Here is a 26,019-nt window from a genome sequence, read left to right as displayed (position 1 = left end):
TAGGGCAGGGTCGCCGGGTGACGCGCGAACCGCTCAGCGGGTGGTCGGGGTCTCCCCCTCATCGCGCAGATCGAGGTCGTCCCCCTCGGCCACGGGGGCAGCCGGCGGCATCGGAGCTGCCGGGGGCATGGGAGCGGGCGCAGGCACCTGGTCGGCTGCGGGCTGGATCGGCGGCTGTTGCCGACTCACGGGAGCGGCGTGCTCGGTCGACTCAGCGCTGGCCTGAGCCGCCTGCCCGCGCGCCTCGGCAAGCGCCTTGGCCGGGTCCTCCAGGATGGTCTCGGCGAAGGCGTCGTCCTCCGGCGTGCCCGGGTCGAACCACTCCTCCTCGTCGAGCTCGGGGCGGTCGTTGGCTCCCAGCGCGTTGCCGATGCCGCGGAGGGCGTCGGTCAGCTCGGACGGCACGATCCACATCTTGTTGGAGTCGCCCCGGGCGAGCTGTGGCAGGACCTGCAGGTACTGGTAGGCGAGCAGCTTCTGGGTCGGCCGGCCACGGTGGATCGCGGCAAAGACCTGCTGGATGGCTCGGGACTGGCCCTGCGCCTCGAGGATCCGGGCCTGCGCCGATCCCTCGGCCCGCAGGATCTGGCTCTGCTTCTCACCCTCGGCGGTGAGGATGGCCGACTGCTTGACCCCCTCGGCCGTGAGGATGGCGGCGCGCCGGTTCCGCTCGGCGCGCATCTGCTGCTCCATCGAGTCCTGCACCGAGTGAGGCGGGTCGATCGCCTTCAGCTCGACCCGGTTGACGCGAATCCCCCACTTGCCGGTCGCCTCGTCGAGCACCCCCCGCAGCTGGCCGTTGATCTGGTCACGACTGGTCAGGGTCTGCTCGAGGTCGAGGGAGCCGATGACGTTGCGGAGCGTGGTGACGGTCAGCTGCTCGATGCCCTGGATGAAGTTGGCGATCTCGTAGACGGCTGCCTTGGCGTCGATCACCGAGTAGTAGATGACGGTGTCGATGCTCACGACGAGGTTGTCGGACGTGATCACCGGCTGCGGGGGGAACGTGACGACCTGCTCGCGCAGGTCGATGTTGGCCCGCACCTTGTCGACGAAGGGCACGAGGAAGTGGATCCCGGCCGTCAGTGTCTTGTTGTAGCCACCCAGGCGCTCGACGATCTGCGCCGTCTGCTGAGGGACGATCCGCACCGTGCGCAGCACGATGATGAGCGCCACTGCGATGATCAGCAGCGGGATGATGAGTACGGGGTCCACGACCTACTCCCTGTCTTGTGTGTGGTGAGCGACTGCTCTGCTGGACGCGCCCTGTCGGGTCGCGCGGTCTGGGGGCGGGCTGGGACCCGCCGTGACGTGGGTGGGAAGGGGCTCAGGTGGTCAGCTGCCGAGGATGCGCGCGCGGCTGACCAGGACCGTGGCGCCCTCGATGGCATCGACGACCACCTCCTCGCCGGGCTCGATGCTGTCGCCGCTGGTGCGCGCGCTCCACGTCTCGCCCGCCAGCTTCACTCGCCCGTTGGACGTCGTGACGCGGTCGAGGACGTAGGCGGACCGGCCAAGGTTGGCCTCGGCGCCCATCCGTTGGTGCTGCTCCACGGTGAAGCGCCGCTTGAGCCACGGTCGGACGGTGACGAGCAGCACCACGGCGACGATGGCGGCGACGACCGCCTGGACGAGGAAGGGCGCTCCGAAGGCTGCTGCGGCTGAACCACCGAGCGCGCCTCCGGCGAGCATCAGGAACATGAAGTCGACGGTGGCTGCCTCGACCGCCACGAGCACGAGCGCGACCCCCAGCCACACCATCCACGCGTATCCCTCGAACACGTTGCACCGACCTTCTCCGGCCTGTCAGGGCCTTCCCGGGTCGCCCCCGCGGGGCGACGCCCCATCCGTCACCAGTGTGACGTCTTCGATTCTGCCTCAGTTCCCCCGCCCAAGCGGGGGCGGAGGTGACGAATCGGTCACGACCGGGCCCGGGCCGACCAGCGGTCCCCGTGCTGCTCGAGGACGAGGGGCAACCCGAAGGTGCGCGAGAGGTTGTCCTCGGTCAGGGTGATCGGGATCGGTCCGGCTGCGACGACCCGTCCCTCACGGAGCAGGAGCACGTCGGTGAACGACGGCGGGATCTCCTCCACGTGGTGGGTCACGACCACCAGGGCCGGTGCCTCCGTGTCGGCGGCGAGCTCACCGAGGCGGCGGACGAGGTCCTCGCGCCCCCCGAGGTCGAGTCCGGCGGCCGGCTCGTCGAGCAGCATCAGCTCCGGATCGGTCATCAGGGCGCGGGCGATCTGCACTCGCTTGCGCTCGCCTTCGCTCAAGGTCCGGTAGCGGCGGTCAGCGAGGTGCTCGACGCCGAGGGTCCTGAGCAGCTCCATGGCTCGCACGTAGTCGAGGTGGTCGTAGTGCTCGCGCCACCGGCCGACGATGCCGTAGGAGGCGGTGACGACGACGTTGCCGACGAGCTCGTCGGCGGGGATCCGGTCGGCCATCGAGGAGCTCGAGAGGCCGATCCGGGGGCGCAGGTCGAAGACGTCGACCGCGCCGAGCACCTCGCCCAGGACCCCTGCCACCCCGGTGGTGGGGTGCATCCGTGCCGCTGCGAGTTGGAGCAGGGTCGTCTTCCCGGCGCCGTTGGGCCCCAGAACGACCCAACGCTCCCCCTCCTCGACCTCCCACGTCACGTCGTCGAGGAGCGTGCTGCTGCCCCTTCTGACGGAGACGCCGGCAAAGGCGAGGACATCGCTCATGGCCCCGACCCTATGCCACGACAGACGGAGTCCGGTGGGGGCTCACCTGTGGGTCGGCGGGATCGGCGGCGCGCCTACGATGCCCCTGATGTCCGAGCTACCCGCCTCCGTGCGTCTGGCCCTCTGGGCCACCGCGGCGTGGAACGACGGGGTGAGCCTGCGCGAGGCCCTCGCCCGGTCGTTTCCCGACCTCGACCACGTCGCCGGAGACCTCGGGCGCCTCGAGATCTGGCGCGACCTCGGCGAGCGCGCCCTGTTCGTGGCCCTCCCACGGCCGGGGGACGTCAGCCGTATGCCGCTGTGCTCGGTCCCGGTCGCAGCGCTGGCCGCCGAGGCGGGCGAGTGTGTCTTCGTGCCGTCCGTCGGTGGGCTGCTCATCCCGTCGCTCACCCGGTTCGGTCCTGAGGGCGACCGGGGCTGGCGGGTCGACTGGTCCGCCCACGACGCCGAGCCAGTGCCCGGTCACCGCTTGGAGATGGTGGACCTGCGTGAGGTGGAAGGAAGCCTGCTCAGCCGGCTCTCGGACCTGACCGAGGCCTTCGAGCGGGTCGGCGGGACGCCGTGGGGGCCCGCGGGCCGTGCCGCGGCGGAGGAGTCCCTGGACCGTCGCATCTGGGGCCTGCCCGACGTCCTACCGGTCAGGGCCCTCCGCGTCATGGCCCTCGCGGCGACGGCCGGTGCGCTCGCGGCCCGGGCGGGTGGGCTCACCGCGCTCGGCGCGGACGGCCTCGACGCGGGCACGAGCGCCCGACGCGAGTCGCTCGTGCGGCTCCTCGCGGCCCACGCGGACGACGCGCTCGCGGACGCGGCCAACGTCGCCGTGATGAGCCTGGCCGGCTGGCGCAAGGCATAGTGTGGCCATGGCCGAGCTTCCCGAGCTGCACACCCTGGACGAGTCCACCTTCGACCGAGTGCTCTGCGTCGCCGCGCATCCCGATGACCTCGAGTACGGCACTGCTGCGGCCGTCGACAAGTGGGTCAAGGACGGCAAGACCGTGACCTACCTGCTCGTGACCCGGGGGGAGGCGGGCATCGACACGATGCCGCCGGAGCAGGCTGGCCCCGTGCGCGAGCAGGAGGAGCGGGACGGCGCCGAGGAGGTGGGGGTCTCGGTCGTCGAGTTCCTCGACGAGTTCCGCGATGGCGTCGTCGAGCACGGCCTGGCGCTGCGACGGGCGATCGCCCGCGAGATCAGGGTCCGCCGCCCGGACCTCGTCGTCACCACGACCTTCGCGCCCTACTTCCCGGGAGGCTTCGTCAACCAGGCCGACCACCGGGCCGTGGGCCTCGCCACGCTCGACGCCCGGGCGGACGCCGGCAACCGGTGGATCTTCCCGGGGCTCGTCGACGAGGGCCTCGAGCCGTGGTCGGCCAGGCAGCTGCTCATCCTGGGCGACCCGGAGCCGACCCACGCCATCGACGTCTCGGGACACTTCGAGGAGGCCGTCGCGTCGCTGTCGGCCCACGACCGCTACCTCGAGGCGCTCGGACCGGACTACCCGTCTCCGCGCGAGCTGCTCCAGCAGATCCTCGAGGGACCGGCCTCGGCGCTCGGCGTCGAGCACGCCCTCGTGGGCCGGCTCATCGGCTGAGGCGACGACGGCCGCCGGTCGGGGCGCGGTCTGACTCCCCCGCGGTCGCACTCCCCTCGCGGACTCACTCCCTGAGCGGGGGCGGGTGGGACAGGGACTCGGGGCCGGCGGCGGACCTCCGTCTGCGCCGGCGCCAGCGCCGCATGAGCACCACGAGGCGGATGAGGGCGACGGCCAGGACCACGAGCCCGACGATCACGAGGACCGGCGCGAAGAGGGCGGCGAGGCTGAGCCCGACGGAGGCGGTGTCCTCCGCCGTGGAGACGACCGGAGTGCCCAGCCCGAGGGTTCCGGCATCCACGGCAGGGCGGGCGGTGGCCTTGCCGGCATGGACCAGCCCGGACACGACGACGCCGACCGCGACCCCCAGCCAGGGGTGGTCACCCATCCACGAGGACTGGTCGGCCTGCTGCGCAGCGGACGTCGCGGCGACCATGAGGCCGCCCATGCTCGGCCGGATCAACGTCTGGACCGTGTCGTTGATCGTGTCGACGACGGCGATCTTGTCGAGGACCACCTCGGTGAGGAGCAGCACCGCTCCGATGCCGATCGCCCAGCTGCTCTCGATCCAGGCGAGGCCGGAGGGCAGCGTGACGATGTCGGTGAACCGGGCGATGAGCGCGACGAGCAGGAACGGGACGTAGGCGTTCAGGCCGGCCGCGGCGGACAGGCCCATCCCCGTGAGCAGCTCGATCATCTGCACCCCTCTCCGTCGAACAGGTCAGGACCCATGTCTACCGCCCGCCGCCTCCTCGTGGGGCCGAGGGGGCCGGGATCCTCCGTGGCCTCGACAGGCCCAACCCACGTCGGGAGGGACGGAGCCGCGGCGGCCCTGGGAGCGAGCACAGCGGCATACGGCAACGGCGTCAGCCGTCGAGGACCGAGCGGTAGACCTCGAGTGTGCGGTCGCCGATCGACGCCCACGAGAACGACTCGACGGCGCGACGGCGCCCCGCGACGCCGAAGGCACGCGCTCGACCGGGATCCGACACCGCGTCGGTGAGGGCGGCGGCGAGGTCGGCGACGAAACGCTCGGGGTCCACCGGGGTGCCGGTGCCGTCCTGGACCTGGTCGATCGGCACCAGCCAGCCGGTCTCGCCGTCCACGACGACCTCCGGGATCCCTCCCGTGGCCGTCGCGACGACCGGCAGCTCGCACGCCATCGCCTCGAGGTTGACGATGCCGAGGGGCTCGTAGACCGACGGGCAGGCGAAGACGGTGCCGTGGGAGAGCAGCGCGACGACCTCGGCCCGCGGGAGCATGTCCGCGATCCAGACGACACCGTCGCCGCGCTGAGCCCGCAGGTGCTCCATCAGCCCCTCGACCTCAGCCAGGATCTCCGGGGTGTCGGGCGCGCCGGCGCAGAGGACGAGCTGGACGTCGGGGGGCAGGTCGGCGCAGGCGCGGAGCAGGTAGGGCAGCCCCTTCTGCCGCGTGATCCGGCCGACGAAGACGACCGAGGGACGCTCCGGGTCGACGCCGTGCCGCTCGACGATCGCCCGGGCCTCCGGCGAGCGATCGGCCTGCCACAGCTGGGCGTCGATGCCGTTGTGCACCACGTGGACCCGGGCCGGGTCGAGTGACGGGTAGCTGCGCAGGATGTCCGCACGCATCCCGGCGCTGACTGCGACGACCCCGGCCGCCGCCTCGTAGGCCGTGCGTTCCGCCCACGAGGAGACCTGGTAGCCACCGCCGAGCTGCTCGGCCTTCCACGGGCGCATCGGCTCGAGCGAGTGCGCCGTGACGACGTGCGGCATCCCGCCCAGCAGCGAGCCGAGGTGCCCGGCGAGGTTGGCGTACCAGGTGTGCGAGTGGACGAGGTCGGCCCCGACCGTGTCGGCCGCGATGGCGAGGTCGACGCCGAGAGTCTGGACCGCAGCGTTGGCGTGCGCGAGGGTCGGCAGGTCCGGGTAGGCGGTCGTCCCCGGTTCGTCCCGCGGTGCGCCGAAACACCGCACCTGCACATCGACGTCGCCTCGGGAACGCAGGGCCCGGACGAGCTCGGCCACATGGACGCCGGCGCCTCCGTAGATGGCCGGCGGGTACTCCTTGCTCAGGATGTCGACGCGCACGTGCCGAGCGTAACCCCAACGGGACTGGCACCCAGGGCCACGCGGGACCCGCGACACGCGTTCTCGTGGACAAGCCTCCCCCGGCAGTGACTTGCCGCCTAGGGTGTGGGACATGGCGCGACGTAGCCCGTACTCGAATCGCAAGGTCCTCGTGATCGTCCTCGCGGGAGGCGAGGGCAAGCGGCTCATGCCGCTCACCGCGGACCGGGCCAAACCGGCCGTGCCGTTCGCAGGGATCTACCGCCTCATCGACCTGGCCCTGTCCAACGTCGTCAACTCGGGCTACCTCCAAGTGGTCGTCCTGACGCAGTACAAGTCGCACAGTCTCGATGCGCACGTCACCAAGACCTGGCGGATGTCGACCCTCCTCGGGAACTACGTGACGACCGTGCCGGCGCAGCAGCGCGTGGACAAGAACTGGTACCTCGGCAGCGCCGACGCGATCTTCCAGAGCCTCAACCTGATTCATGACGCGAAGCCCGACATCGTCGTCGTCGTCGGTGCCGACCACGTCTACCGCATGGACTTCAGCGACATGGTCGAGCAGCACATCGAGTCGGGCGCCGGCGTCACCGTGGCAGCGATCCGTCAGCCGATCTCCCTGGCCGACCAGTTCGGCGTCATCGAGGTCGACGACTCCGACCCCGGGCGGATCGCTGCCTTCCGCGAGAAGCCCACGGACGCAAAGGGGCTGCCCGACAGCCCGGGCGAGATCCTCGCCTCGATGGGCAACTACGTCTTCACGGCCGACGCGCTCATCGACGCCGTGACCCGCGACCGGGACCGCGAAGGCAGCAAGCACGACATGGGCGGGGACATCGTCCCCGACTTCGTGACGCGCGGTGAGGCCGGCGTCTACGACTTCAAGGACAACCTCGTGCCCGGGGCGACCGACCGCGACCGCGGGTACTGGCGAGACGTGGGGACGATCGAGTCCTACTACGACGCGCACATGGACCTCGTGTCGATTCACCCGATCTTCAACCTCTACAACTACGAGTGGCCGATCTACACGCAGCACGCGCCCTACCCGCCCGCCAAGTTCGTCCACGGCAGCGGTGACCGGATCGGCGAGGCGCTCAACTCGGCGGTGTCCCCCGGCGTCGTCGTGTCCGGCGCGCACATCTACGCCTCGGTCCTGTCGCCGCTCGTCCGGGTCCACTCCTACGCGAGCATCCAGGGCTCTGTGGTGCTCGACGGCGTGCAGGTGCAGCGCCATGCGCAGATCCGCCGGGCCATCATCGACAAGAACGTCGTGATCCCCGAGGGCTGCCAGGTGGGCGTCGACCACGAGCACGACCTGGCCCGCGGGTTCCACGTCACCGAGACCGGCATCACCGTCATCGGCAAGGGCCAGACCGTCGTCCGGTGAGCGAGTCGGACCCCCACGCACGCACGCTCGAGGCCTACGAGCAGGGGGCCGCGGGCCATGCCGCAGCCATCCCGACGTCCTGACGTCCTGACGTCCTGACGTCCTGACGTCCTGACGGTCGACCTAACGGTCTGGCGACACTGCGCGTCTTCCCCGCCGACCACCCCACCGCGGCGGGCGCACCACACCGAGCCCAGCGGCATTCGACATCGCCCGAGGAGCAGTCATGATCGACACCCCGCCCGTCAGCGCGACCGACCCGAGGCCGGCACGCGTCGCGGTCCAGATCCCGCCCCAGCACGCGACCTGGGAGCAGTTGCGGTCGCTGGCCGTGACCGTCGAGGAGATGGGCGCGGACCTCATCCTCACGTGGGACCACTTCTTCCCCCTGAGCGGCGACCCGGACGGGCCGCACTTCGAGGCGTGGACGGTCCTTGCCGCGTGGGCCGAGGTCACCGAGCGCGCCGAGATCGGCTGCCTCGTCACGAGCAACTCCTACCGCAACCCCAACCTGCTCGCCGACATGGCGCGCACGCTCGACCACGTCAGCGGCGGCCGGCTCGTGCTCGGGATCGGCTCGGGCTGGGCGGAGCGGGACTACGAGGAGTACGGCTACCCGTTCGGCACGGCCGGGAGCCGGCTCGACGACCTCGCCCGGGACCTGCCCGTCCTGCGCGACCGGTGGACCCGCCTCAACCCGCCGCCCACGCGGCAGATCCCGATCCTCATCGGGGGCGGCGGTGAGCAGAAGACGCTGCGCATCGTCGCCGAGCACGCCGACATCTGGCACGGCTTCGGCGACGACACCGTCATCGCGCACAAGCACCACGTCCTCGACGAGTGGTGTCGACGCCGCGGACGTGACCCGCTGGAGATCGAGCGGTCCGCCGGGGTGTCCTTCGTGCCGGGGCGCAACCCCGACCAGCGGGCCGACTACGCCGCGCACGCTCAGCGGCTGCACGACGTGGGCACCCGCCTCTTCACGGCCAGTGTCTCCGCAGCCCACCCGGACCTGGGGCGCGTATGGGACCTGCTCCAGTGGCGCGACGAGACCAACGCCTCTCGGACGGCGGGGCCGCCCGTGTGACCGGTCGCATGCCGGATGCAGCGGAGGGCCGGCTGACGACCTGACTAGCCTCGTCCCGTGACGAGTGACGACGTGCGGACCCTGAGCATCACGGTGACCGGCGAGGACCGGCCGGGCATCACCAGCTCCATCGTCGGTGCCGTCAGTGGCACCGGAGCGGAGGTCCTCGACATCCAGCAGGTCGCGGTGCACGGACACCTGACCCTGGCCCTCCTCCTCGCCCCCGGGGAGCACGCGGACGAGCTCCGCGACGCTGCCGCCGTGGTCGCGCACCGCCTCGGGCTCACCCTCTCGGTCGTCGAGGGCACCGGCGACAACGCCCGACAGCGGCACGGTCGGGCCGCCGTGGTCGTCCTCGGGGCCCCGCTGCGCGCGGACGCCGTGTCCCTCATCACGGCTCGGATCGCCGAGCACGGCGCGAACATCGACCGGATCCGGCGCCTGTCCCGCTACCCCGTGACGACGGTCGAGTTCGACATCAGCGGGGCGGACGTCGACTCCCTGCGCACCCAGCTCTCGCTCGTCGCCGCCACCGCGGGAATCGACGTCGCGGTCGCGCCCGGTGGCCTGGCGCGCCGCGGCCGGCGTCTCGTCGTCCTCGACGTCGACTCCACGCTGATCCAGCAGGAGGTCATCGAGATGCTCGCGGCGCACTGTGGCCGAGAGGCCGAGGTCGCCGCCGTCACCGAGCGCGCCATGGCCGGTGAACTCGACTTCGAGCAGTCGCTGCGCGCCCGGGTGGCGACGCTGGCCGGCCTGCCCGAGACGGTCCTGGCCGAGGTCCGCCGTGACGTGATGCTGACCCCTGGGGCGCGGACCCTGGTGCGCACGCTCAAGCGGCTCGGCTACACGGTCGGCCTCGTCAGCGGCGGTTTCATCGAGATCGTCGGTGAGCTCGCCGCCGAGCTGGGGATCGACCACGCGCGGGCCAACCGGCTCGAGATCACCGATGGCGTGCTGACCGGCCAGGTCCTCGGTACGGTCGTGGACCGAGCGGGCAAAGCCGCGGCCCTGCGTGAGTTCGCTGCCCTCGAGGGCCTGCCGCTCAGCCGGACGGTCGCGATCGGCGACGGGGCGAACGACCTCGACATGCTCGCTATCGCGGGGCTCGGCGTCGCCTTCAACGCGAAGCCGCTCGTGCGCCAGCAGGCGCACACGAGTGTCAACGTCCCCTATCTCGACTCGGTGCTCTACCTGCTCGGCATCACGCGCGAGGAGATCGAGGAGGCCGACCGCGCCGAGCCCCTCAATTCTGACTCGATGTGATCGATCGGTGCCTGATCCGATCGATCACATCGACCCGCGCGGCTAGCCACCCATCGCGTGGGCGCCGCCGTCGACGTGCAAGATCTCGCCCGTCGTCGCCGGGAACCAGTCCGACAGCAGCGCGGCGCAGGCCTGGGCGGCAGGCACCGGATCGTTGACGTCCCAGCCGAGGGGGGCCCGCTCGTCCCAGACCTCCTCGAAGTGCTTGAACCCCGGGATCGACTTGGCCGCCGTGGTGCGGATCGGGCCGGCCGCGACGAGGTTGCAACGGATGCCCTTGGGGCCGAGGTCGCGAGCGAGATAGCGGTTCGTCGCCTCGAAGGCGGCCTTGGCGACCCCCATCCAGTCATAGACCGGCCAGGCGAACTTCGCATCGAAGGTCAGCCCGACGATGCTCGCGCCCTGGCCCATCAGCGGCAGCGCGGCCACGCCGAGCGCCTTGAGGCTGTAGGCCGAGATCTGCAGGGCCGTGGACGCGTCCTCCCAGGTGCCCTCCATGAAGTTGAAGGCGCCCTGCGGTGCGAACCCGATGGAGTGCAGCACCCCGTCGAGGTGGTCGACGTGCTCCCGGACCCGGTCGGCCAGCGCGTCGAGGTCGTCCTGGTTGGCCACGTCGAGCTCGACGATCGGGGGTGTCACGGGCAGTCGCTTCGCGATGGCCTGGGTGATCTTCATCGTCCGGCCGAACGACGTCAGGACGACTTCGGCACCCTCCTCCTGGGCCAACCGGGCCACGTGGAAGGCGATCGAGCTGTCCATGAGGACGCCGGTGATGAGCAGCTTCTTTCCTTCGAGCATTCCCATGTCTGTTCGTCACTTTCTCGTGTGGGCGGCAACGGGCGAGCGGGAGCCGGCTGAGCGGCATACGAGACAGGCTTCGGTCGTATGCCGCTGGGCCGGCTCAGTGCCCCATGCCGAGTCCTCCGTCGACCGGGATCACCGCGCCGCTGATGTAGGCGGCGGCGTCGCTCGCGACGAAGCGCACGACGGAGGCCACCTCCTCCGGCGTGGCGAAGCGGCCCGCGGGAATGCTGGCGAGGTACGCCTTCTTCTGTTCGTCGGCCAGGACGGCCGTCATCTCGGTGTCGATGAAGCCGGGGGCGACGACGTTCGCGGTGATCCCGCGACCGCCGAGCTCGCGGGTGATCGACCGGGCCAGGCCGACGAGGCCCGACTTCGAGGCGGCGTAGTTGGTCTGCCCCGGCGAGCCGTAGAGCCCGACGACGCTCGAGATGAAGACGATCCGGCCGCGACGCTTGCGGATCATGCCCGTCGCGGCACGCCGGGCGCAGCGGAACGCCCCGGCCAGGTTGGTGTCGATGACGGTGTCGAAGTCCTCGTCGCTCATCCGCATGAGCAGGGTGTCGCGGGTGATCCCCGCGTTGGCGACGAGCACCTCGACCGGCCCGCCGAAGATCTCCTCCGCCGCCGCGAACGCCTGGTCGACCGACGCCGAGTCCGTGACCTCGCAGGTCACGCCGCGAAGGCCCTCGGGTGGCTCCCCCGACCGGTGGGTGATGACGACCTCGTCGCCGGCCGCCTGGAAGGCGCGCGCGATCGCGAGCCCGATCCCTCGGTTGCCTCCCGTGACGAGGACGTTGCGTGGCTCGGTGTCTGCCACCTGGTCTCCTTCGTGCGTTCGCGTGGACGCCTCCCGATCCGGCGTCTCCGGTTCAGCCCCGAACCTAGTGGACTACCGATGGGTACGACGACGCCGTCCCAGGCCGTGGCTGGCCCATGAGCCCGCGCGGTCCGGGCGGGCTTATGGTGGAGACGTGGCAGATGGCAAGCGGCAACCGGTGGTGCACACGGTCACCTCGGCGCCCTCGTCCCCCGCGGACGACCAGGACCAGCGGGTGCGCCGGTACCTGACGATGATGGGCATCCGCGTCGTGTGCCTCGGGCTGCTCTTCGTCACCGACGGCTGGCTCCGATGGGCCGCGATCGCCGGCGCGGTGGTGCTCCCCTACTTCGCGGTCGTCACGGCCAACGCGGTGCGGCCCCGGCAGTCCGGGGAGATCGAGCCGGTCAGCCCCCACTCGGTCCCTGGCCCCCCCGACACTCACCGGCTCGAGCAGTGAACGGCGCACTGGGTGGGTCCTGGGCCGACGTCGAGGACCGGGCGTGCAGCGCCAAGGGCTGTCGTGCCGGGGCGGTCCATGCCGTCGTCTGGCGCAACCCGAAGATCCACGTGGAGGGCCGACGCAAGGTCTGGCTCGCGTGTGATGCCCACGCACAGTCCTTGGCCGACTTCGTGGGCGTGCGGGGATTTCTCCTCGAGGTGGTCCCGGTCGGCGCCCTGACCGAGGCCGACGGCTGACCCCTGGCGACGCCGCTGGTCAGCCGCCGATCGCCGACATGGGGCGGTCCGGCTGGACGAAGCCCGGGTCGCCGATCCCGTGCCCCCGGCGCTTGCGCCACATCTCGCCGCGCATCAGGTCGAGCAGCTCGTCGTCGGACGCGCCCTCGCGCATCGGGGTCCGCAGGTCGGTCTCGGTCCGGGAGAAGAGGCAGTTGCGGACCTGGCCGTCCGCAGTCAGGCGGGTCCGGTCGCATGCCCCGCAGAACGGCGCGGTGACGCTGGCGATGATGCCCACGGTCTGCGGCCCGCCGTCGACGAGGAACCGCTCGGCCGGCGCGCTGCCGCGCTCCACCGCGGGCAGCGGCGTGAGGGAGAACCGCTTGGAGAGGGTGGCCCGGACCTCATCGGCGGTGACCATGTCGCCGCGGTCCCACGCGTGCTGGGCGTCGAGCGGCATCTGCTCGATGAAGCGCAGCTCGTAGCCGCGCTCGAGGCACCACTGCAGGACATCCGCGACGGACTGGTCGTTGACCCCGCGCATGGCGACGGCGTTGACCTTGACCGGGGTGAGGCCGGCGTCGGCGGCGGCCTTGAGCCCGAGCTCGACGTCGGGGAGACGGTCGCGCCGAGTGAGCCGGGTGAAGGTCTCGGAGTCGATGGTGTCGAGGCTGACGTTGACCCGGTCGAGCCCCGCAGCCGCCAGCCGGTGCGCGATCCGGTCCAGGCCCACCCCATTCGTGGTCATCGCGATGCGGGGCCGCGGCTCCAGGGACGCGATTCCGGCCACGAGATCGACGAGGGACCGGCGCAGCAGCGGCTCGCCTCCGGTGAGGCGCACCTGCGTCACCCCGTCCCGGACGAAGAGCCCGATCAACCGCAGCATCTCCTCGTCGGAGAGCATCTCCGCCTGGGGCATCCACGGCAGGCCCTCCGCGGGCATGCAGTAGGTGCACCGCAGGTTGCAGCGATCGGTGACCGAGACCCGCAGGTCGCGGGCCACCCGACCGAACTGGTCACGCAGACCGGCCGCGGCGGCCGGCCTGCCGATGGCGTTGGCGGGCCGGACGGTGGGATCCGGAAGGCGCGTCATGACCACCACTGTAAGCCGAGTAGCGTCGTGCCGTGCTCCGGCTCTGGCTCACTCCTCGATGGCTTCTCATGTCCGTTGTCGCCATCCTTTTCGGCATCGCCTGCTGGACGCTCGGTTCCTGGCAGTGGAGTCGGCACGTCGAGCAGCGCACCAAGGTGACAGCCATCGAGGAGAACTACGACGCCCCACCCGTCCCCCTGGCCGCCGCCCTGCCCGCCGTCGGCCGCACGGACCTGGCACCGGCCGACCAGTGGACCAAGGTGGTGCTGCGAGGCACGTACGTGCCGCAGTCCGACCAGATGGTGCGCAACCGGACGCGGGAACGCACCGTCGGCTTCGAAGTGCTGACACCCTTCGTCACCGAGGACGCCACGCTGCTCGTCGACCGCGGCTGGGTCCCCAACTCCCGCGACGCGGAGACCACCCCCGGAGCCGACCCTGCGCCGACCGGCCCCGTGCAGATCGTCGGTTGGCTGCGGACCGCCGAGCCCGACCTCAGCCGGGACCTGCCGGCTCCCCAGCTCGCGAGCATCAGCATCGACGACGCACGGGAGAGAGTGCCGTCGCTCAGCGCGCTCGACCTCTACCTCGTCCTCGGTACGCAGGCCCCCCAGCCCCCGCCGGGCCCCAACCCCGTCTCGCCCCTTCCCCGTCCCGACGAGGGGCTGGGCCCGCACCAGGCCTACGCCATCCAGTGGTGGCTCACGATGCCGGGCGGCCTGGCCTTCGTGTTCTTCGCCATCCGCCGTCAGGTGACCCAGGCTGCGGACAGCCCCGGCACGGCGGCACCGAAGCCGAAGAAGGTGCGGATCTGGGACGAAGAGGACGCCTGAGGGCGTCCGCGAAGGGATGGAGCAGCCGGCGTCAGGCCGGCTCAGGCCGGCCCGCCAGGATCTGTTCGCGAAGGATGTCCGCATGGCCGCCGTGCTGGGCGAGCTCGCGCAGCACGTGGAGCAGGACCCACCGGAGCGGCAGCGGCCCCCGGCGGTTGCCGGTCACCACGTCGTCCAGGCCGAGATGGGCGACCGCTTCACGAGATGCCTGACATGCCTCGGCGTGGGCGCGACGGACGCTGTCGATGGTGTCTGCCGGTTGGAGCACGAAGGACTCGTCGGGGGTCGAGGCGATGCCGATCTCGCTGCGGGACCGGCCGGTGACGGCCTCGTCGAACCACACCTTCTCGACGAACGCGGCGTGCTTGACGAGCCCGAGCAGCGTGGTCCTGGAGGGCACGAGACTCCTCCGGGCCTCTTCCTCGCTCAGGCCGTCGAGGCAGCCGTTCAGCTGGGACCGGTGGTCGTCGAGGAACGCCTCGAGCTGCGCCCGGAGGGGCGCGTGGAATGTCGTGGGGGCCATGGCCAGCGGGTCCGAGGACATGCCGTCAGCGTAAGGGCCAGGGCGGTCCTGCTCGCACTCAGGCGAGGGCCGGTCCGCTGGGCAGGACGACCGCGTCGCGCCGCTCGTCGGCCGTGCGCGGCGACTCATCCGCGAACTGGGTGGCATGGAGGTCCGCGTAGAGTCCCCCAGCGGCGAGGAGCTCGAGGTGGCGCCCGGTCTCGATGACTCGTCCGTGGTCGAGCACGACGATGAGGTCGGCTTGGCGGATGGTCGAGAGGCGGTGGGCGATGACGATGGACGTCCGGCCCGCGAGAGCCGCGTCGAGGGCCCGCTGGACGGCGACCTCCGACTCCGAGTCGAGATGGGCGGTCGCCTCGTCGAGGACGACGATGTCGGGGGCCTTGAGGAGCAGCCTCGCGATGGCGAGGCGCTGCTTCTCACCGCCGCTCAGCCGATGGCCCCGGTCGCCGACGACGGTGTCAAGGCCCTCGGGGAGGTCGTCGACGAGGTCACTGATCTGTGCGGAGCGCAGCACCAGGGCCATCTCCTGCTCGGTCGCCTCGGGGCGCGCGTAGAGCAGGTTGGCCCGGATCGTGTCGTGGAAGAGGTGCGCCTCCTGGGTGACGACTCCGACCCGACTGCGGAGCGAGGACAGGGTGATGTCCCTGAGGTCGAGTCCGCCGATCCGCACAGCACCTGAGGTGGGGTCGTACAGGCGGCTCACCAGGGACGTGAGAGTCGTCTTGCCGGCGCCGGAGGGACCGACGAGGGCGATGAGCTGGCCCGGCTGGACCGTGAGGTTGATGTCGTGCAGGACCTGCCCACCGGCTCGTCGGTCCCCACTGGCCGTCGACTCGAGGGAGGCCAGTGACACCTCGTCGGCTGAGGGATACCGGAAGGACACCCCGTCGAGCTCGACGCCGAGCGGCCCGGACGGCAGGGGCACGGCACCGGGTCGCTCGTCGACGAGGGGCTTAAGGTCGAGCACCTCGAAGACCCGCTCGAACGAGATGAGGGCCGTCATGATGTCGACGCGGACGTTGGACAGCGACGTCAGCGGCCCGTACAGCCGCGCGAGCAGGGCGGCGAGAGCCAGGAGCGTCCCCACGGAGAGGGAGCCGCTCACCGCCATGAGGCCGCCGAAACCGTAGATCATCGCCGTGGCGAGGGCCGCGACGAGCGTGAGCGCCGCCATGAAGAGCGTGCGGTTGAGGGCGATCTGGATGCCGACGTCGCGCACGTTGGTCGCCCGCTCGTCGTACTCCGCCTCCTCGCGACGCGGGTCGCCGAAGAGCTTGACGAGGAGGGCTCCTGCGACGTTGAACCGCTCGGTCATGCGCGTCCCGATGTCGGCGTTGAGCGTCATCTGGCGCGAGGCCAGGGCGGCGAGCCGCCGACCCATGATCTTGGCGGGCAGCAGGAAGAGAGGCACCAGCAGCAGCGCACCGACGGTGAGCTGCCAGGACAGCGCGAGCATGGCTCCCACGACGAGGATGACCGAGACGATGTTGCTGACCACGTTGGACAGGACGCTGGTGAAGGCCTGCTGGGCCCCGATCACGTCGCTGTTGAGTCGCGAGACGAGGGACCCGGTCTGGGCACGGGTGAAGAAGGCGATGGGCTGTCGCAGCACGTGGCCGAACACCTCGGTGCGCAGGTCCTTGATCAGGCCCTCACCGATGCGCGCGGAGAACCACCGCTGGACGACGCTGAGCAGGGCGTCGAGGACCGCGATGGCGGCCACCACGAGGGCCAGGCGGACGACCACCCGGGAGTCCTTGGGGATCACCCCGTCGTCGACGAGGGACTTGAGCAGCAGGGGCACCGTGACGACGAGGACCGAGTTGACGACGACGACGCCCAGGAAGGCCAGGATGGACGACCGGTAGGGGGCGGCGTAGGACAGGACCCGCCGTCGGGTGCCCGGAGCGAGGGTGCGCTCGGCGACGCTGCGGTCGCGCGACATCGAGCGCATCATCATCCACGGCTGCATCCCCAAGTCGGGACCTCCTTCGTCCTCCGATCCAACCCCAAGCCGGGGACAACGATTCCCCGGGGTGGCGGGACCGTGCCCGTATGCCGCTCGGCGCGCTGTCCGCGCCGGGTGCACCCCCGCTGGGGTCGGGCCCTCAGGCAGCGGCGGGTGCAGGATCGAGGGCGCGCAGGATGCCCCACCCGGTGACCGAGGCCGGCTGCACGAGCTCGACGCGGAGCACCCGGAGGCAGGTCAGGCACGACCACGCGGACATCGGGTCCGGGAAGGGGCTGAGGTCGTCCCCTCCGCAGTACGGGCACGCGAGGTGGTCGGTCGGCATGCCCTTCAGTGTCGGGCGGACGATCACCAGATACAATAACCATCCATTATGTGGATGATCACTTCTCCTTATGCACGGGTCACGCCAGGGCGATGAGGTCCTTGTAGTCGGGGCCCCAGAGGTCCTCGACACCGTCGGGCAGGAGGAGGATCCGCTCGGGCTCGAGCGCGTCGACCGCACCCTCGTCATGGGTCACCAGGACCACCGCGCCCTCATAGGTGGCGAGAGCCCCGAGGATCTCGGCGCGCGAGGCCGGGTCGAGGTTGTTCGTCGGCTCGTCGAGCAGGAGCACGTTCGCCGCCGACACGACGAGCATCGCCAGGGACAGTCGGGTCTTCTCACCGCCGGACAGGACCCCTGCGGGCTTGTCCACGTCGTCCCCGGAGAAGAGGAAGGACCCCAGCACCTTCCGGACGTCCGTCTCACCGAGCTGCGGGGCCGCCGACTTCATGTTCTGCAGCACCGACCGGTCGACGTCGAGGTTCTCGTGCTCCTGGGCGTAGTAGCCCAGCTTGAGGCCGTGACCTGGCTCCACCTCGCCCGTGTCCGGCGCGTCGACCCCGGCGAGCATCCGCAGCAGGGTCGTCTTGCCGGCCCCGTTCAGGCCGAGCACGACGACCTTGCTCCCCCGGTCGATGGCCAGGTCGACGTCGGTGAAGACCTCCAGCGAGCCGTACGACCGGGACAGCCCGGAAGCGCGCAGCGGCGTCTTGCCGCACGAGGCCGGCTTGGGGAAGCGCAGCTTGGCGACCTTGTCGTGGACCCGCTCCCCCTCGACACCCGCCAGCAGCCGCTCCGCCCGTTTGGCCATGTTCTGGGCGGCGGTCGCCTTCGTCGCCTTGGCTCGCATCTTGTCGGCCTGGGCCAGCAGCGCGCTCGCCTTCTTCTGGGCGTTGGCCAGCTCCCGCTTGCGGCGCCGCTCGTCGGTCTCGCGCTGCTGGAGGTAGGTCTTCCACCCCATGTTGTAGACGTCGAGCGCCGAGCGGTTCGCATCGAGGTGGTAGACCTTGTTGACGACGGCCTCGAGCATCTCGACGTCGTGGCTGATGACGATGAGACCGCCCTTGTAGCCACGAAGGTACTCCCGGAGCCAGACGACCGAGTCGGCGTCCAGGTGGTTGGTCGGCTCGTCGAGCAGCAGGGTCTCGTTGCCCGAGAAGAGGATCCTGGACAGCTCGACCCGGCGTCGCTGCCCGCCGGAGAGGGTCCCGAGCGGCTGCGCCAAGACCCGGTCCTCGAGACCCAGGGCGCTCGCGATCGCCGCCGCCTCGGACTCGGCGGCGTACCCGCCTGCCGCCTCGAACTCCGTCTCGACCCGGGCGTACTGCCGCATCGCCTTCTCGCGGACCGCCTCGTCCTCGCTGCCCATCCGCTGCTCGGCCGCCGCCCGGCGACGGACGATCTCGTCGAGGCCGCGAGCCGAGAGGATCCGGTCGCGGGCGAGGATCTCGAGGTCGCCGGTCCGCGGGTCCTGGGGCAGGTAGCCGACGGCCCCGGTGCGCGTCACCGTGCCCGCGGCGGGCTGCCCCTCCCCCGCCAGCACCTTGGTCAACGTCGTCTTGCCGGCGCCGTTGCGCCCGACGAGGCCGATCCGGTCCCCGGCGTCGATGCGGAAGCTGGCATCCTCGAGGAGCAGGCGGGCACCCGCACGCAGCTCGATCCCGGTGGCGACGATCACGGCAGTCCTCTCTGGTGCCGCAATGCGTCAGCGGCGTGGTAACCCCACCATTCTGCCAGCGGATGGAGCCTGCTCCGCACGCGTGCGCCGGGGTGCCGGTCGGACGGGCGCCGATGACGCGTCCCCCAGCGACGCTCCGGTAGCGTGACGCTCCGTGAGCGCCCCCATAACCGTCCGCGACATCACCGCCGACGAGCATCTCGCCTGGCTGCGCACGCAGCCGTCGGCGAGCTTTCTGCAGACACCCGCGTGGGGGGACGTCAAGACCGACTGGCGCCACGAGTCGCTCGGCTGGTTCGAGGGCGACACCATGGTCGGCGCAGCCCTCGTGCTCCACCGCAGCCTCCCCAAGCTCGGCAGGACCCTCGCCTACCTGCCCGAAGGGCCGTGCATCGACTGGGCGTCGCCACGCCTCGTCGAGCTGCTCCGGGCGCTTCGGGACCACCTCCGGGCCACCGGCGCCTTCGCGCTGCGCATCGGCCCGCCCGTCCCCACCCAACGCTGGCGGGCGCCGACCATCAAGGCTGCGATCGGTGACGTCACCAAGGCGCGCTACGACCAGGTGGTACCCGACGTGCTCGAGCCGGTCGGCACGGCTGTCGTCGAGACGCTGCGTCGACTCGGGTTCCGGCACCTCTCACCGGACGACGGCTTCTCGGCCGGGCAGCCGGAGTACGTCTTCCAGGTGCCTCTCGAGGGCCGCTCCGAGGCCGACCTGCTCGCCGGAATGAACCAGCTCTGGCGACGCAACATCAAGAAGACGGAGAAGAACGGTGTCACCGTCCGGGTCGGTGACGCCTCCGACCTCGGCACGTTCCACCGGGTCTACCTGGAGACGGCTGAGCGCGACCGGTTCACGCCTCGGGGGGTCGAGTACTTCGAGCGGATGTACCGAGTGATGTCCACCGAGGACCCCGCGAGGATCCGCGTCTACCTCGCCGAGCACGACAGCGACGTCCTCGCCGCGACGGTGTTCATCCGCGTGGGTGAGCACGCCTGGTACTCCTACGGCGCCTCCACCGCAGCCAAGCGAGAGCTCCAGGGCTCCACGGCGATCCAGTGGCGGATGATGCGGGACGCGCTCGAGGCCGGCGCCACCGTGTACGACCTGCGCGGCATCACCAACACGCTGGCTGAGGACAACCCGCACATCGGCCTGATCCGCTTCAAGGTCGGCACCGGCGGGGAGGCCGTGCGGCTCGCCGGCGAGTGGGACCTGCCACTCAACCGGGTGCTCTACACGGCCTTCGACCTCTACATGAGGAGGAGATGACCCCATGGCCCTGACGCTCCACGTCGACGGCGCCCGGTGGCGCGCCGCCCAGGACGCCGCCATCGCCGCGAACCCCGGTCTCGTCCCCGTGGTCAAGGGCAACGGATACGGCTTCGGGCGGGAGGTCCTCTACGCCGAGGCGAACCGGCTCCGGGTGACGATGATCGCCGTCGGGACGTACGCCGAGGTGCCCGGCGCGCTCGCGGGGTTCTCCGGCGACGTCCTCGTCATGGAGCCGTTCCGGGCCGCGATCCATGCCGCGATCCATGCCGCGACCCAGGCCGGGCTCCCGTCCGTCGACGACGGTCGACTCGTCCACACCATCACCACCAGGGTCGACCTCGACGGGCTGCTCGCCGCCAACCCGGCAGCCCGGACCGTCGTCGAGGGACTGACCTCGATGGGTCGGTTCGGTGCGCCCGCCGCGAGGGTGGGCGACCTCGTCGCTGCCGGTCGGGGCGAGGGCGTCACCCTGCACCTGCCCCTGGGCTCCGGCCACGTCGACGAGATCAGCCGCTTCGTCGAGGCCGTCGGCGGGATCCGCCCGTTCTTCGTCTCCCACACGACGGCGGACGAGGTCGCGGCCCTGAGACGACGCTTCCCCGAGCACCGGTTCGCGGCTCGGGTCGGGACCGATCTGTGGCTCGCCGACCGGGCCGCCTACGAGATGAGATCCCACGTCCTCGACGTCCGGCCGCTTGCCAAGGGCGACCGCGTCGGCTACCGGCAGCGGCCCCAAGCGGCGGGTCACCTCGTCGTGGTCAGCGGAGGAACGTCGCACGGCGTCGCCATGGAGTCACCGGCTTCGGCCGCCACAGCCAGGAGCAGGGCCATCGCCGTCGCCGAGGGGATGCTCGAGGCGGTCCACCGGGTCCGCTCCCCCTTCACCGTCGGCGGGACGATGCCGCGCTTCGCCGAGCCTCCGCACATGCAGTGCAGCCTGCTCGCCCTGCCGGATGGCGTCGCTCCCCCGTCGGTCGGGGACACCGTCCCCGTCCGGATGCGGCTGACCACCGCCTATCCCGACGCTGTGGTCATCGAGTGACGACATGCGGTCGACCGGTGCTCACTGTGGGTACGTGGCGATGACTAGGGTTGACGCAGCGACGGTCCCGGACGCCCCGGGCCCCATCTCCACCAGGAGCGTGACATGAGCTTCAACGAGAACGCCCAGCTCGACACCTCGCAGGTCCAGAGCGGCGGTGGCGGCGGGTTCGGCCGTGGAGGTGGCGGCAACTTCCCCGGTGGGATCCAGGTCGGGGGCGGGATCGGCGGACTCATCCTGCTCGTGCTCATGCTCATCTTCGGTGGGGGCAGCATCCTCGGCGGCGACTCCGGTAGCGGCGGATCGGGCGGTGGGCTCCCGTCCCAACAGCTCCGGCCCGAGCAGGTCGGAGCCGCCGGACAGGTGCAGGAGTCCGAGTTCGCGCACTGCAAGACCGGCGCGGACGCCAACAAGGACGACGTCTGCCTCATCATCGCGACGGTCAACAGCGCCAACGACTACTGGACCAAGACGCTGCCGAAGTACCAGATGAACTACGAGGTCGCCCGGACGGTCATCTACGAGGGCCAGGCCCAGTCCGGGTGTGGCACGGCCAGCTCACAGGTGGGGCCTTTCTACTGCCCGCTCGACTCGAAGGTCTACGTGGACGCCAGCTTCTTCCAGGAGCTGGAGAGCAAGTTCGGGGCCGACGGTGGCCAGCTGGCCAAGGAGTACGTCATCGCCCACGAGTACGGCCACCACGTGCAGAACCTCCTCGGCATCCTCAACCGCGCCCAGCAGGACCCGCAGGGGCCCAACTCCGGAGCCGTCCGGGTCGAGCTCATGGCTGACTGCCTCGCGGGCACGTGGGTCAAGCACGCGACGGAGACGACGGACGCGAGTGGCACTCCACTGCTCAAGCCGATCACCCAGGAGGACATCCGGTCCGCCCTGTCGGCCGCTGCAGCGGTCGGTGATGACCGGATCCAGGAGAAGATGCAGGGCCGGGTGACGCCCGAGAACTGGACCCACGGGTCGGCCGACGCGCGGATGAGCTGGTTCAACCAGGGCCTGGAGACCGGCGACATCAACCAGTGCAACACCTTCGGGGTCGAGTCCGTCAGCTGACCGACTCCGCGCCCGTGACTGGTGCGGGCACCACCCCCGATCTGCAACACACCCGCTTGTCGCGTGGTGGCGCCGCCTCCAGACGCCCCTTGCACGCGACAAGCGGGTGTGTTGCGAGGTGAGGAGTGGGGTCCCCCGGTCAGGGGGGCCGGTCAGGGGGCCGGTCAGGGGGCCGGTCAGGGGGCCGGTCAGGGGGGCCGGTCAGGGAACGGCGGCACCGGGCCCTGGTGGGTCGGTCACGGTGATCCGGTAGCTCCTCCCCCGGCGCAGCGCGGTCTCGAGGACATCTCGGCGAGGGTCCGGCAGGTCGAACAGCTCCCGCACGGGCAGTCCGTGCAGCGCCCGCAGGGGCGGGGCAGCCAGGACCTGCTGGACAAGCGACCGGTCGCCTCCGAGCACGAGACCGCGCGCTAGGCGCGCGGAGCCCGGTTTCGGGGACTCGTCGTCATGGAGCAGGATCCGCCGCGCATGGCCGACGACCGCGTCGACGAGCTCGTCGGCCTGCTTGCCCCGGCGGCGGGCGAACCGCTGCTGGGACCAGCCTCCTGCGGCCGTCCGGGACTGGACGTGCCGCCGGCCGACCTTGGAATCGCCGAGCTCTCCTGCCAAGGACATGGCGACCGCGTAGCCGCCACGACGGACGAGGACGATCCCGAGCGGGTCATGGGCGAACGGGGTGGCGACGGCATTCGCACCGTCCGCCGCCTCCGCGCGCACGAGGACCCCAGCCGCGGTGTCGTGTCGGGCGACGCCGCAGGGGCCATGACGCTGGGCGAACCCGGTCAGCCAGCGTTCGAGCCGTTCCGGCTCGACCTCGACGACGCGGCTCATGGTCGTGCGCCGGTCGGCTCGCTGGGCCCCGTGCTCAGAGGTTGAAGCCGAGGGCCCGGAGCTGCTCGCGGCCGTCCTCGGTGATCTTGTCGGGGCCCCACGGCGGCATCCACACCCAGTTGATCCGGTGGGAGGCGACGAGACCCTCGAGGGCCTGGGCCGTCTGGTCCTCGATGACATCGGTGAGCGGGCAGGCAGCCGACGTCAGGGTCATGTCGATGACGGCGTGGGACTGCGAGTCCACGGTGATCCCGTAGACGAGCCCGAGGTCGACGACGTTGATGCCGAGCTCGGGGTCGACCACGTCGCGCATCGCCTCCTCGACGTCCGCGACGTTGGCAGGGGTGGTCTGGGCCGTCATGAAATGGCTCCCGTGTTGGTGGGCTGCGGTGAACTGTGCTGCGTGGTCGTCGTGCTGACCGGGCGGGTGATGTCCTGGCCGGAGCGGGCAAGGGCGTCGGTGAACGCGGTCCAGCCGAGCAGGGCGCACTTGACCCGGGCGGGGTACTTGGCGACGCCGGCGAAGGCGACACCGTCTCCGATGACCTCCTCGTCACCCGCGAGCTTCCCCTTGGAGGTGAGCATCGTGCGCATCGCCTCCACGGTCCGCAGTGCCTCGGACACCGGACGGCCGATGACCTCGTCGGCGAGCACCGAGGACGAGGCCACCGAGATCGAGCACCCCTTGGCGTCGTAGGACAGGTCCTCGACGACGGCCTCGTCGCCGTTCCCGGTGACCGAGACGCGGAGCGTCACCTCGTCGCCGCAGGTCGGGTTGAGGTGGTGCACCTCCGCGGAGTAGGGCTCGCGCAGCCCTGCGTGGTGGGGACGCTTGGAGTGCTCGAGGATCAGCTCCTGGTAGAGGTCCATGTCAGCGCACCCCGGCCGGCGTCTGCACGTCGAGACCGAAGATCACCGGCACCCGGTCGAGGGCCTCGAGGAGGGCCGCGACCTCATGTCGGGTGCTGTGCACGGCGAAGGAGGCTCTGGTGGTCGCCGCGGCGTCGAGCGCGCGGTGAAGGGGCCAGGCGCAGTGGTGGCCGACCCGGACAGCGACCCCTGCGTCGTCGAGGACCTGGCCCACGTCGTGGGCGTGGACCCCGTCGACGACGAAGGCCACCGCCCCTCCCCGTGGCACGCCCCGGGGAGGACCGACGACGCGGACCCACGGGCGTTCCTCCAGGCCGGCCAGGAGCTCGTCGACGAGGGCCGCCTCGTGCGCCTGGATGCGCTGCAGCCCGATCTGCTCGACCCACCGGACCGCTGCTGCGAGACCGACCGCCTGGGCGGCATTCGGGACACCGGCCTCGAACTTCTGCGGAGCCGGGGCCCACGTGGAACGCTCCATCGTCACGAGCTCGATCATCGAGCCCCCGGTGAGGAAGGGCGGCATGACGTCGAGCAGCTCGGCGCGCCCCCAGAGGACCCCGATGCCCATCGGCCCGTACAGCTTGTGGCCGCTGAACGCGATGAAGTCGGCCCCAAGTGTCGTGACGTCGACGGGCAGATGCGGAACCGACTGGCACGCGTCGACGACGACGAGCGCACCCAGCGCGTGGGCGCGCTCGGCGAGGTCGCTCACGGGGTTGATGGTGCCGAGGACGTTGGACACGTGCGCCACCGCGAGGACCTTGGTCCGCTCCGTCAGGAGCGAGCCGAGGCCCGACAGGTCGAGGGCCCCGTCCGGGCCGAGCGGGATCCAGCGGAGCGTCGCTCCGGTGCGCCGGGCCAGCTCCTGCCAGGGCACGAGGTTGGCGTGGTGCTCCATCTCCGTGACGAGGATCTCGTCCCCTCGACCGAGGACGAAACGGGCGTCCTTCGGGTCGTCGGTCGGTGCAGCGTTGGAGAACGCGTAGGCGACGAGGTTGAGGGCCTCGGTCGCGTTCTTCGTGAACACGACCTCGGCCGACGGGGCCCCGATGAACCGGGCGATGGTCTCGCGGGCGCTCTCGTAGTCGTCCGTGGCCTCCTCGGCGAGCTGGTGCGCGCCGCGGTGGACGGCTGCGTTGTGCTGCTCGTAGAAGGACCGTTCGGCGTCGAGGACGACGGTCGGCTTGTGGGACGTGGCCCCCGAGTCGAGGTAGACGAGGGGCCTGCCGTCGCGCACGGTGCGCGACAGGATCGGGAAGTCGCTGCGGATCGCGGCGACCTCCTCGTCCGTCAAGGCGCCGGGGTGCAGCTGTGCGGCAGAGCTCATCTCGGTAGGACCTCTCAGACGCCCTCGACGGCGGTCGCCGTCGCGTAGCGGTCGTAGCCCTCTTCCTCGAGCCGGTCCGCCAGCTCGGGGCCGCCCTCCTCGACGATCCGCCCGTCGATGAACACATGGACGAAGTCCGGCTTGATGTAGCGCAGGATGCGCGTGTAGTGGGTGATGAGCAGGACGCCCAGGTCGTTGTCCAGCTTCGCCCGGTTGACACCCTCGCTGACGACCTTGAGCGCGTCGACGTCCAGACCGGAGTCCGTCTCGTCGAGGATCGCCACCTTGGGCCTCAGCAGCTCGAGCTGGAGGATCTCGTGACGCTTCTTCTCGCCACCGGAGAACCCCTCGTTGACGTTGCGCTCGGCGAACACCGGGTCCATGCGCAGGTTGGCCATGGCGGACTTCATGTCCTTGACCCAGGTGCGCAGCTTGGGGGCCTCGCCGTCGATGGCGGTCTTGGCTGTCCGCAGGAAGTTGCTCACGGTCACCCCGGGCACCTCCACGGGGTACTGCATCGCGAGGAAGAGACCGGCCCTGGCGCGCTCGTCGACGCTCATCGACAGGACGTCCTCACCGTCGAGCGTGACGGTGCCGCCGGTGACGGTGTACTTCGGGTGGCCGGCCACGCTGTAGGCGAGCGTGGACTTGCCGGAGCCGTTCGGGCCCATGATGGCGTGGGTCTCCCCCGACTTCACGGTGAGGTCGACCCCGCGCAGGATCTCCTTGGGGCCGTCCTCGGTCTCCACCGAGACGGTGAGTCCCTTGATCTCGAGCGTGCTCATGTG

General features: G+C 70.9%; 28 protein-coding genes. 11 read left to right on the top strand and 17 right to left on the bottom strand.

All coding sequences use genetic code 11. From position 1 onward, the window contains the following. Positions 1-33: 33 nt before the first annotated feature. From INTCA_RS08775 to INTCA_RS08765, 3 genes are all read right to left on the bottom strand, one after another. Complete coding sequence (locus INTCA_RS08775) at positions 34-1,215, bottom strand: SPFH domain-containing protein (protein WP_013492561.1); 1,182 nt, start codon at positions 1,213-1,215, stop codon at positions 34-36. A 120-nt stretch (positions 1,216-1,335) separates the two neighbouring features. Continuing rightward, positions 1,336-1,782 (bottom strand): NfeD family protein, encoded by a 447-nt coding sequence (locus INTCA_RS08770; RefSeq protein WP_013492560.1) that lies wholly within the window; start codon positions 1,780-1,782, stop codon positions 1,336-1,338. A 137-nt stretch (positions 1,783-1,919) separates the two neighbouring features. Further along, complete coding sequence (locus INTCA_RS08765) at positions 1,920-2,705, bottom strand: ABC transporter ATP-binding protein (protein ID WP_013492559.1); 786 nt, start codon at positions 2,703-2,705, stop codon at positions 1,920-1,922. Between the two features lie 88 nt (positions 2,706-2,793). Between INTCA_RS08765 and INTCA_RS08760 the strand changes: the two genes are divergently transcribed. After that, complete coding sequence (locus INTCA_RS08760; protein WP_052337993.1) at positions 2,794-3,558, top strand: hypothetical protein; 765 nt, start codon at positions 2,794-2,796, stop codon at positions 3,556-3,558. Positions 3,559-3,565: 7 nt separating this feature from the next. After that, a complete protein-coding gene (locus INTCA_RS08755; protein ID WP_013492557.1) occupies positions 3,566-4,297 on the top strand; it encodes a PIG-L deacetylase family protein in 732 nt (243 codons plus the stop codon). Between the two features lie 64 nt (positions 4,298-4,361). On the opposite strand, the gene INTCA_RS08750 is transcribed toward INTCA_RS08755, so the two are convergent. Together INTCA_RS08750 and glgA are read right to left on the bottom strand one after the other, a co-directional pair. Next, positions 4,362-4,994 carry a DUF4126 domain-containing protein gene (locus INTCA_RS08750; RefSeq protein ID WP_013492556.1) on the bottom strand — a complete coding sequence of 211 codons (633 nt, stop codon included), beginning with the start codon at positions 4,992-4,994 and terminating at the stop codon, positions 4,362-4,364. Between the two features lie 169 nt (positions 4,995-5,163). Further along, entirely contained in the window at positions 5,164-6,369 is a 1,206-nt protein-coding gene (gene glgA, locus INTCA_RS08745) for a glycogen synthase (protein ID WP_013492555.1), read from the bottom strand. A 112-nt stretch (positions 6,370-6,481) separates the two neighbouring features. On the opposite strand from glgA, the gene glgC reads away from it, so the two are divergent. The 3 genes from glgC to serB all read left to right on the top strand — a co-directional run bounded on the left by glgC (position 6,482) and on the right by serB (position 10,094). After that, the gene (gene glgC / locus INTCA_RS08740) at positions 6,482-7,741 is read left to right on the top strand and encodes a glucose-1-phosphate adenylyltransferase (RefSeq protein ID WP_013492554.1); all 1,260 of its coding nucleotides are present in this window, start codon (positions 6,482-6,484) and stop codon (positions 7,739-7,741) included. A 226-nt stretch (positions 7,742-7,967) separates the two neighbouring features. Continuing rightward, positions 7,968-8,828: an LLM class F420-dependent oxidoreductase gene (locus INTCA_RS08735; protein WP_013492553.1), complete on the top strand. Its 861-nt coding sequence runs from the start codon at positions 7,968-7,970 to the stop codon at positions 8,826-8,828. Positions 8,829-8,885: 57 nt separating this feature from the next. Continuing rightward, positions 8,886-10,094, top strand: coding sequence for a phosphoserine phosphatase SerB (serB, locus tag INTCA_RS08730; protein ID WP_013492552.1), 1,209 nt, complete (start codon positions 8,886-8,888; stop codon positions 10,092-10,094). A 42-nt stretch (positions 10,095-10,136) separates the two neighbouring features. Here the strand turns inward: serB and fabI are convergent, their stop codons facing one another. Next, positions 10,137-10,898 (bottom strand): enoyl-ACP reductase FabI, encoded by a 762-nt coding sequence (gene fabI, locus INTCA_RS08725; RefSeq protein ID WP_013492551.1) that lies wholly within the window; start codon positions 10,896-10,898, stop codon positions 10,137-10,139. A gap of 97 nt (positions 10,899-10,995) precedes the next feature. After that, positions 10,996-11,715, bottom strand: a complete 720-nt coding sequence (gene fabG, locus INTCA_RS08720; RefSeq protein ID WP_013492550.1) for a beta-ketoacyl-ACP reductase — start codon at positions 11,713-11,715, stop codon at positions 10,996-10,998. Between the two features lie 154 nt (positions 11,716-11,869). Here fabG and INTCA_RS08715 point away from each other — a divergent pair, with 154 nt between their 5' ends. Then, positions 11,870-12,175 carry a DUF3099 domain-containing protein gene (locus INTCA_RS08715; RefSeq protein WP_013492549.1) on the top strand — a complete coding sequence of 102 codons (306 nt, stop codon included), beginning with the start codon at positions 11,870-11,872 and terminating at the stop codon, positions 12,173-12,175. Next, on the top strand, positions 12,172-12,414 hold the full coding sequence (locus tag INTCA_RS08710) for a hypothetical protein (protein ID WP_013492548.1): 243 nt from the start codon (positions 12,172-12,174) through the stop codon (positions 12,412-12,414). The genes INTCA_RS08715 and INTCA_RS08710 overlap by 4 nt, the downstream gene beginning before the upstream one ends. A 19-nt stretch (positions 12,415-12,433) precedes the next feature. On the opposite strand, the gene moaA is transcribed toward INTCA_RS08710, so the two are convergent. Beyond that, complete coding sequence (gene moaA / locus INTCA_RS08705) at positions 12,434-13,486, bottom strand: GTP 3',8-cyclase MoaA (protein ID WP_013492547.1); 1,053 nt, start codon at positions 13,484-13,486, stop codon at positions 12,434-12,436. Between the two features lie 32 nt (positions 13,487-13,518). Between moaA and INTCA_RS08700 the strand changes: the two genes are divergently transcribed. Beyond that, positions 13,519-14,319, top strand: a complete 801-nt coding sequence (locus INTCA_RS08700) for an SURF1 family cytochrome oxidase biogenesis protein (protein ID WP_041307463.1) — start codon at positions 13,519-13,521, stop codon at positions 14,317-14,319. Positions 14,320-14,350: 31 nt separating this feature from the next. Here the strand turns inward: INTCA_RS08700 and INTCA_RS08695 are convergent, their stop codons facing one another. The 4 genes from INTCA_RS08695 to INTCA_RS08680 all read right to left on the bottom strand — a co-directional run bounded on the left by INTCA_RS08695 (position 14,351) and on the right by INTCA_RS08680 (position 18,817). Further along, positions 14,351-14,863, bottom strand: coding sequence for a DinB family protein (locus INTCA_RS08695; protein WP_422723744.1), 513 nt, complete (start codon positions 14,861-14,863; stop codon positions 14,351-14,353). Positions 14,864-14,900: 37 nt separating this feature from the next. Further along, positions 14,901-16,817 carry an ABC transporter ATP-binding protein gene (locus tag INTCA_RS08690; protein ID WP_013492544.1) on the bottom strand — a complete coding sequence of 639 codons (1,917 nt, stop codon included), beginning with the start codon at positions 16,815-16,817 and terminating at the stop codon, positions 14,901-14,903. A 136-nt stretch (positions 16,818-16,953) separates the two neighbouring features. Next, on the bottom strand, positions 16,954-17,139 hold the full coding sequence (locus tag INTCA_RS08685) for a hypothetical protein (RefSeq protein WP_041308563.1): 186 nt from the start codon (positions 17,137-17,139) through the stop codon (positions 16,954-16,956). Positions 17,140-17,218: 79 nt separating this feature from the next. Then, positions 17,219-18,817, bottom strand: a complete 1,599-nt coding sequence (locus INTCA_RS08680; protein WP_013492542.1) for an ABC-F family ATP-binding cassette domain-containing protein — start codon at positions 18,815-18,817, stop codon at positions 17,219-17,221. 154 nt (positions 18,818-18,971) lie between these two features. Between INTCA_RS08680 and INTCA_RS08675 the strand changes: the two genes are divergently transcribed. From INTCA_RS08675 to ypfJ, 3 genes are all read left to right on the top strand, one after another. Beyond that, positions 18,972-20,090, top strand: a complete 1,119-nt coding sequence (locus INTCA_RS08675) for a lipid II:glycine glycyltransferase FemX (RefSeq protein ID WP_013492541.1) — start codon at positions 18,972-18,974, stop codon at positions 20,088-20,090. A 4-nt stretch (positions 20,091-20,094) separates the two neighbouring features. Further along, positions 20,095-21,135: an alanine racemase gene (locus INTCA_RS08670; protein WP_013492540.1), complete on the top strand. Its 1,041-nt coding sequence runs from the start codon at positions 20,095-20,097 to the stop codon at positions 21,133-21,135. 105 nt (positions 21,136-21,240) lie between these two features. Further along, the gene (gene ypfJ / locus INTCA_RS08665) at positions 21,241-22,203 is read left to right on the top strand and encodes a KPN_02809 family neutral zinc metallopeptidase (RefSeq protein ID WP_013492539.1); all 963 of its coding nucleotides are present in this window, start codon (positions 21,241-21,243) and stop codon (positions 22,201-22,203) included. Positions 22,204-22,404: 201 nt separating this feature from the next. Here the strand turns inward: ypfJ and INTCA_RS08660 are convergent, their stop codons facing one another. The 5 genes from INTCA_RS08660 to sufC are packed head-to-tail and all read right to left on the bottom strand — an operon-like array spanning position 22,405 to position 26,016. Beyond that, complete coding sequence (locus tag INTCA_RS08660; protein ID WP_013492538.1) at positions 22,405-23,034, bottom strand: acVLRF1 family peptidyl-tRNA hydrolase; 630 nt, start codon at positions 23,032-23,034, stop codon at positions 22,405-22,407. A 34-nt stretch (positions 23,035-23,068) separates the two neighbouring features. Beyond that, positions 23,069-23,395 carry a metal-sulfur cluster assembly factor gene (locus INTCA_RS08655; RefSeq protein WP_013492537.1) on the bottom strand — a complete coding sequence of 109 codons (327 nt, stop codon included), beginning with the start codon at positions 23,393-23,395 and terminating at the stop codon, positions 23,069-23,071. Further along, positions 23,392-23,904 (bottom strand): Fe-S cluster assembly sulfur transfer protein SufU, encoded by a 513-nt coding sequence (sufU, locus tag INTCA_RS08650; protein WP_013492536.1) that lies wholly within the window; start codon positions 23,902-23,904, stop codon positions 23,392-23,394. Before sufU ends, INTCA_RS08655 begins: the two co-directional genes overlap by 4 nt. 1 nt (position 23,905) lies before the next feature. Continuing rightward, positions 23,906-25,231, bottom strand: coding sequence for a SufS family cysteine desulfurase (locus INTCA_RS08645; RefSeq protein ID WP_013492535.1), 1,326 nt, complete (start codon positions 25,229-25,231; stop codon positions 23,906-23,908). A gap of 14 nt (positions 25,232-25,245) precedes the next feature. Further along, positions 25,246-26,016 (bottom strand): Fe-S cluster assembly ATPase SufC, encoded by a 771-nt coding sequence (gene sufC, locus INTCA_RS08640; protein ID WP_013492534.1) that lies wholly within the window; start codon positions 26,014-26,016, stop codon positions 25,246-25,248. Positions 26,017-26,019: the final 3 nt, after the last annotated feature.

The sequence above is a fragment of the Intrasporangium calvum DSM 43043 genome (assembly GCF_000184685.1).
GTDB lineage: Bacteria > Actinomycetota > Actinomycetes > Actinomycetales > Dermatophilaceae > Intrasporangium > Intrasporangium calvum.
This window is presented reverse-complemented; position numbering and strand designations above follow the sequence as displayed.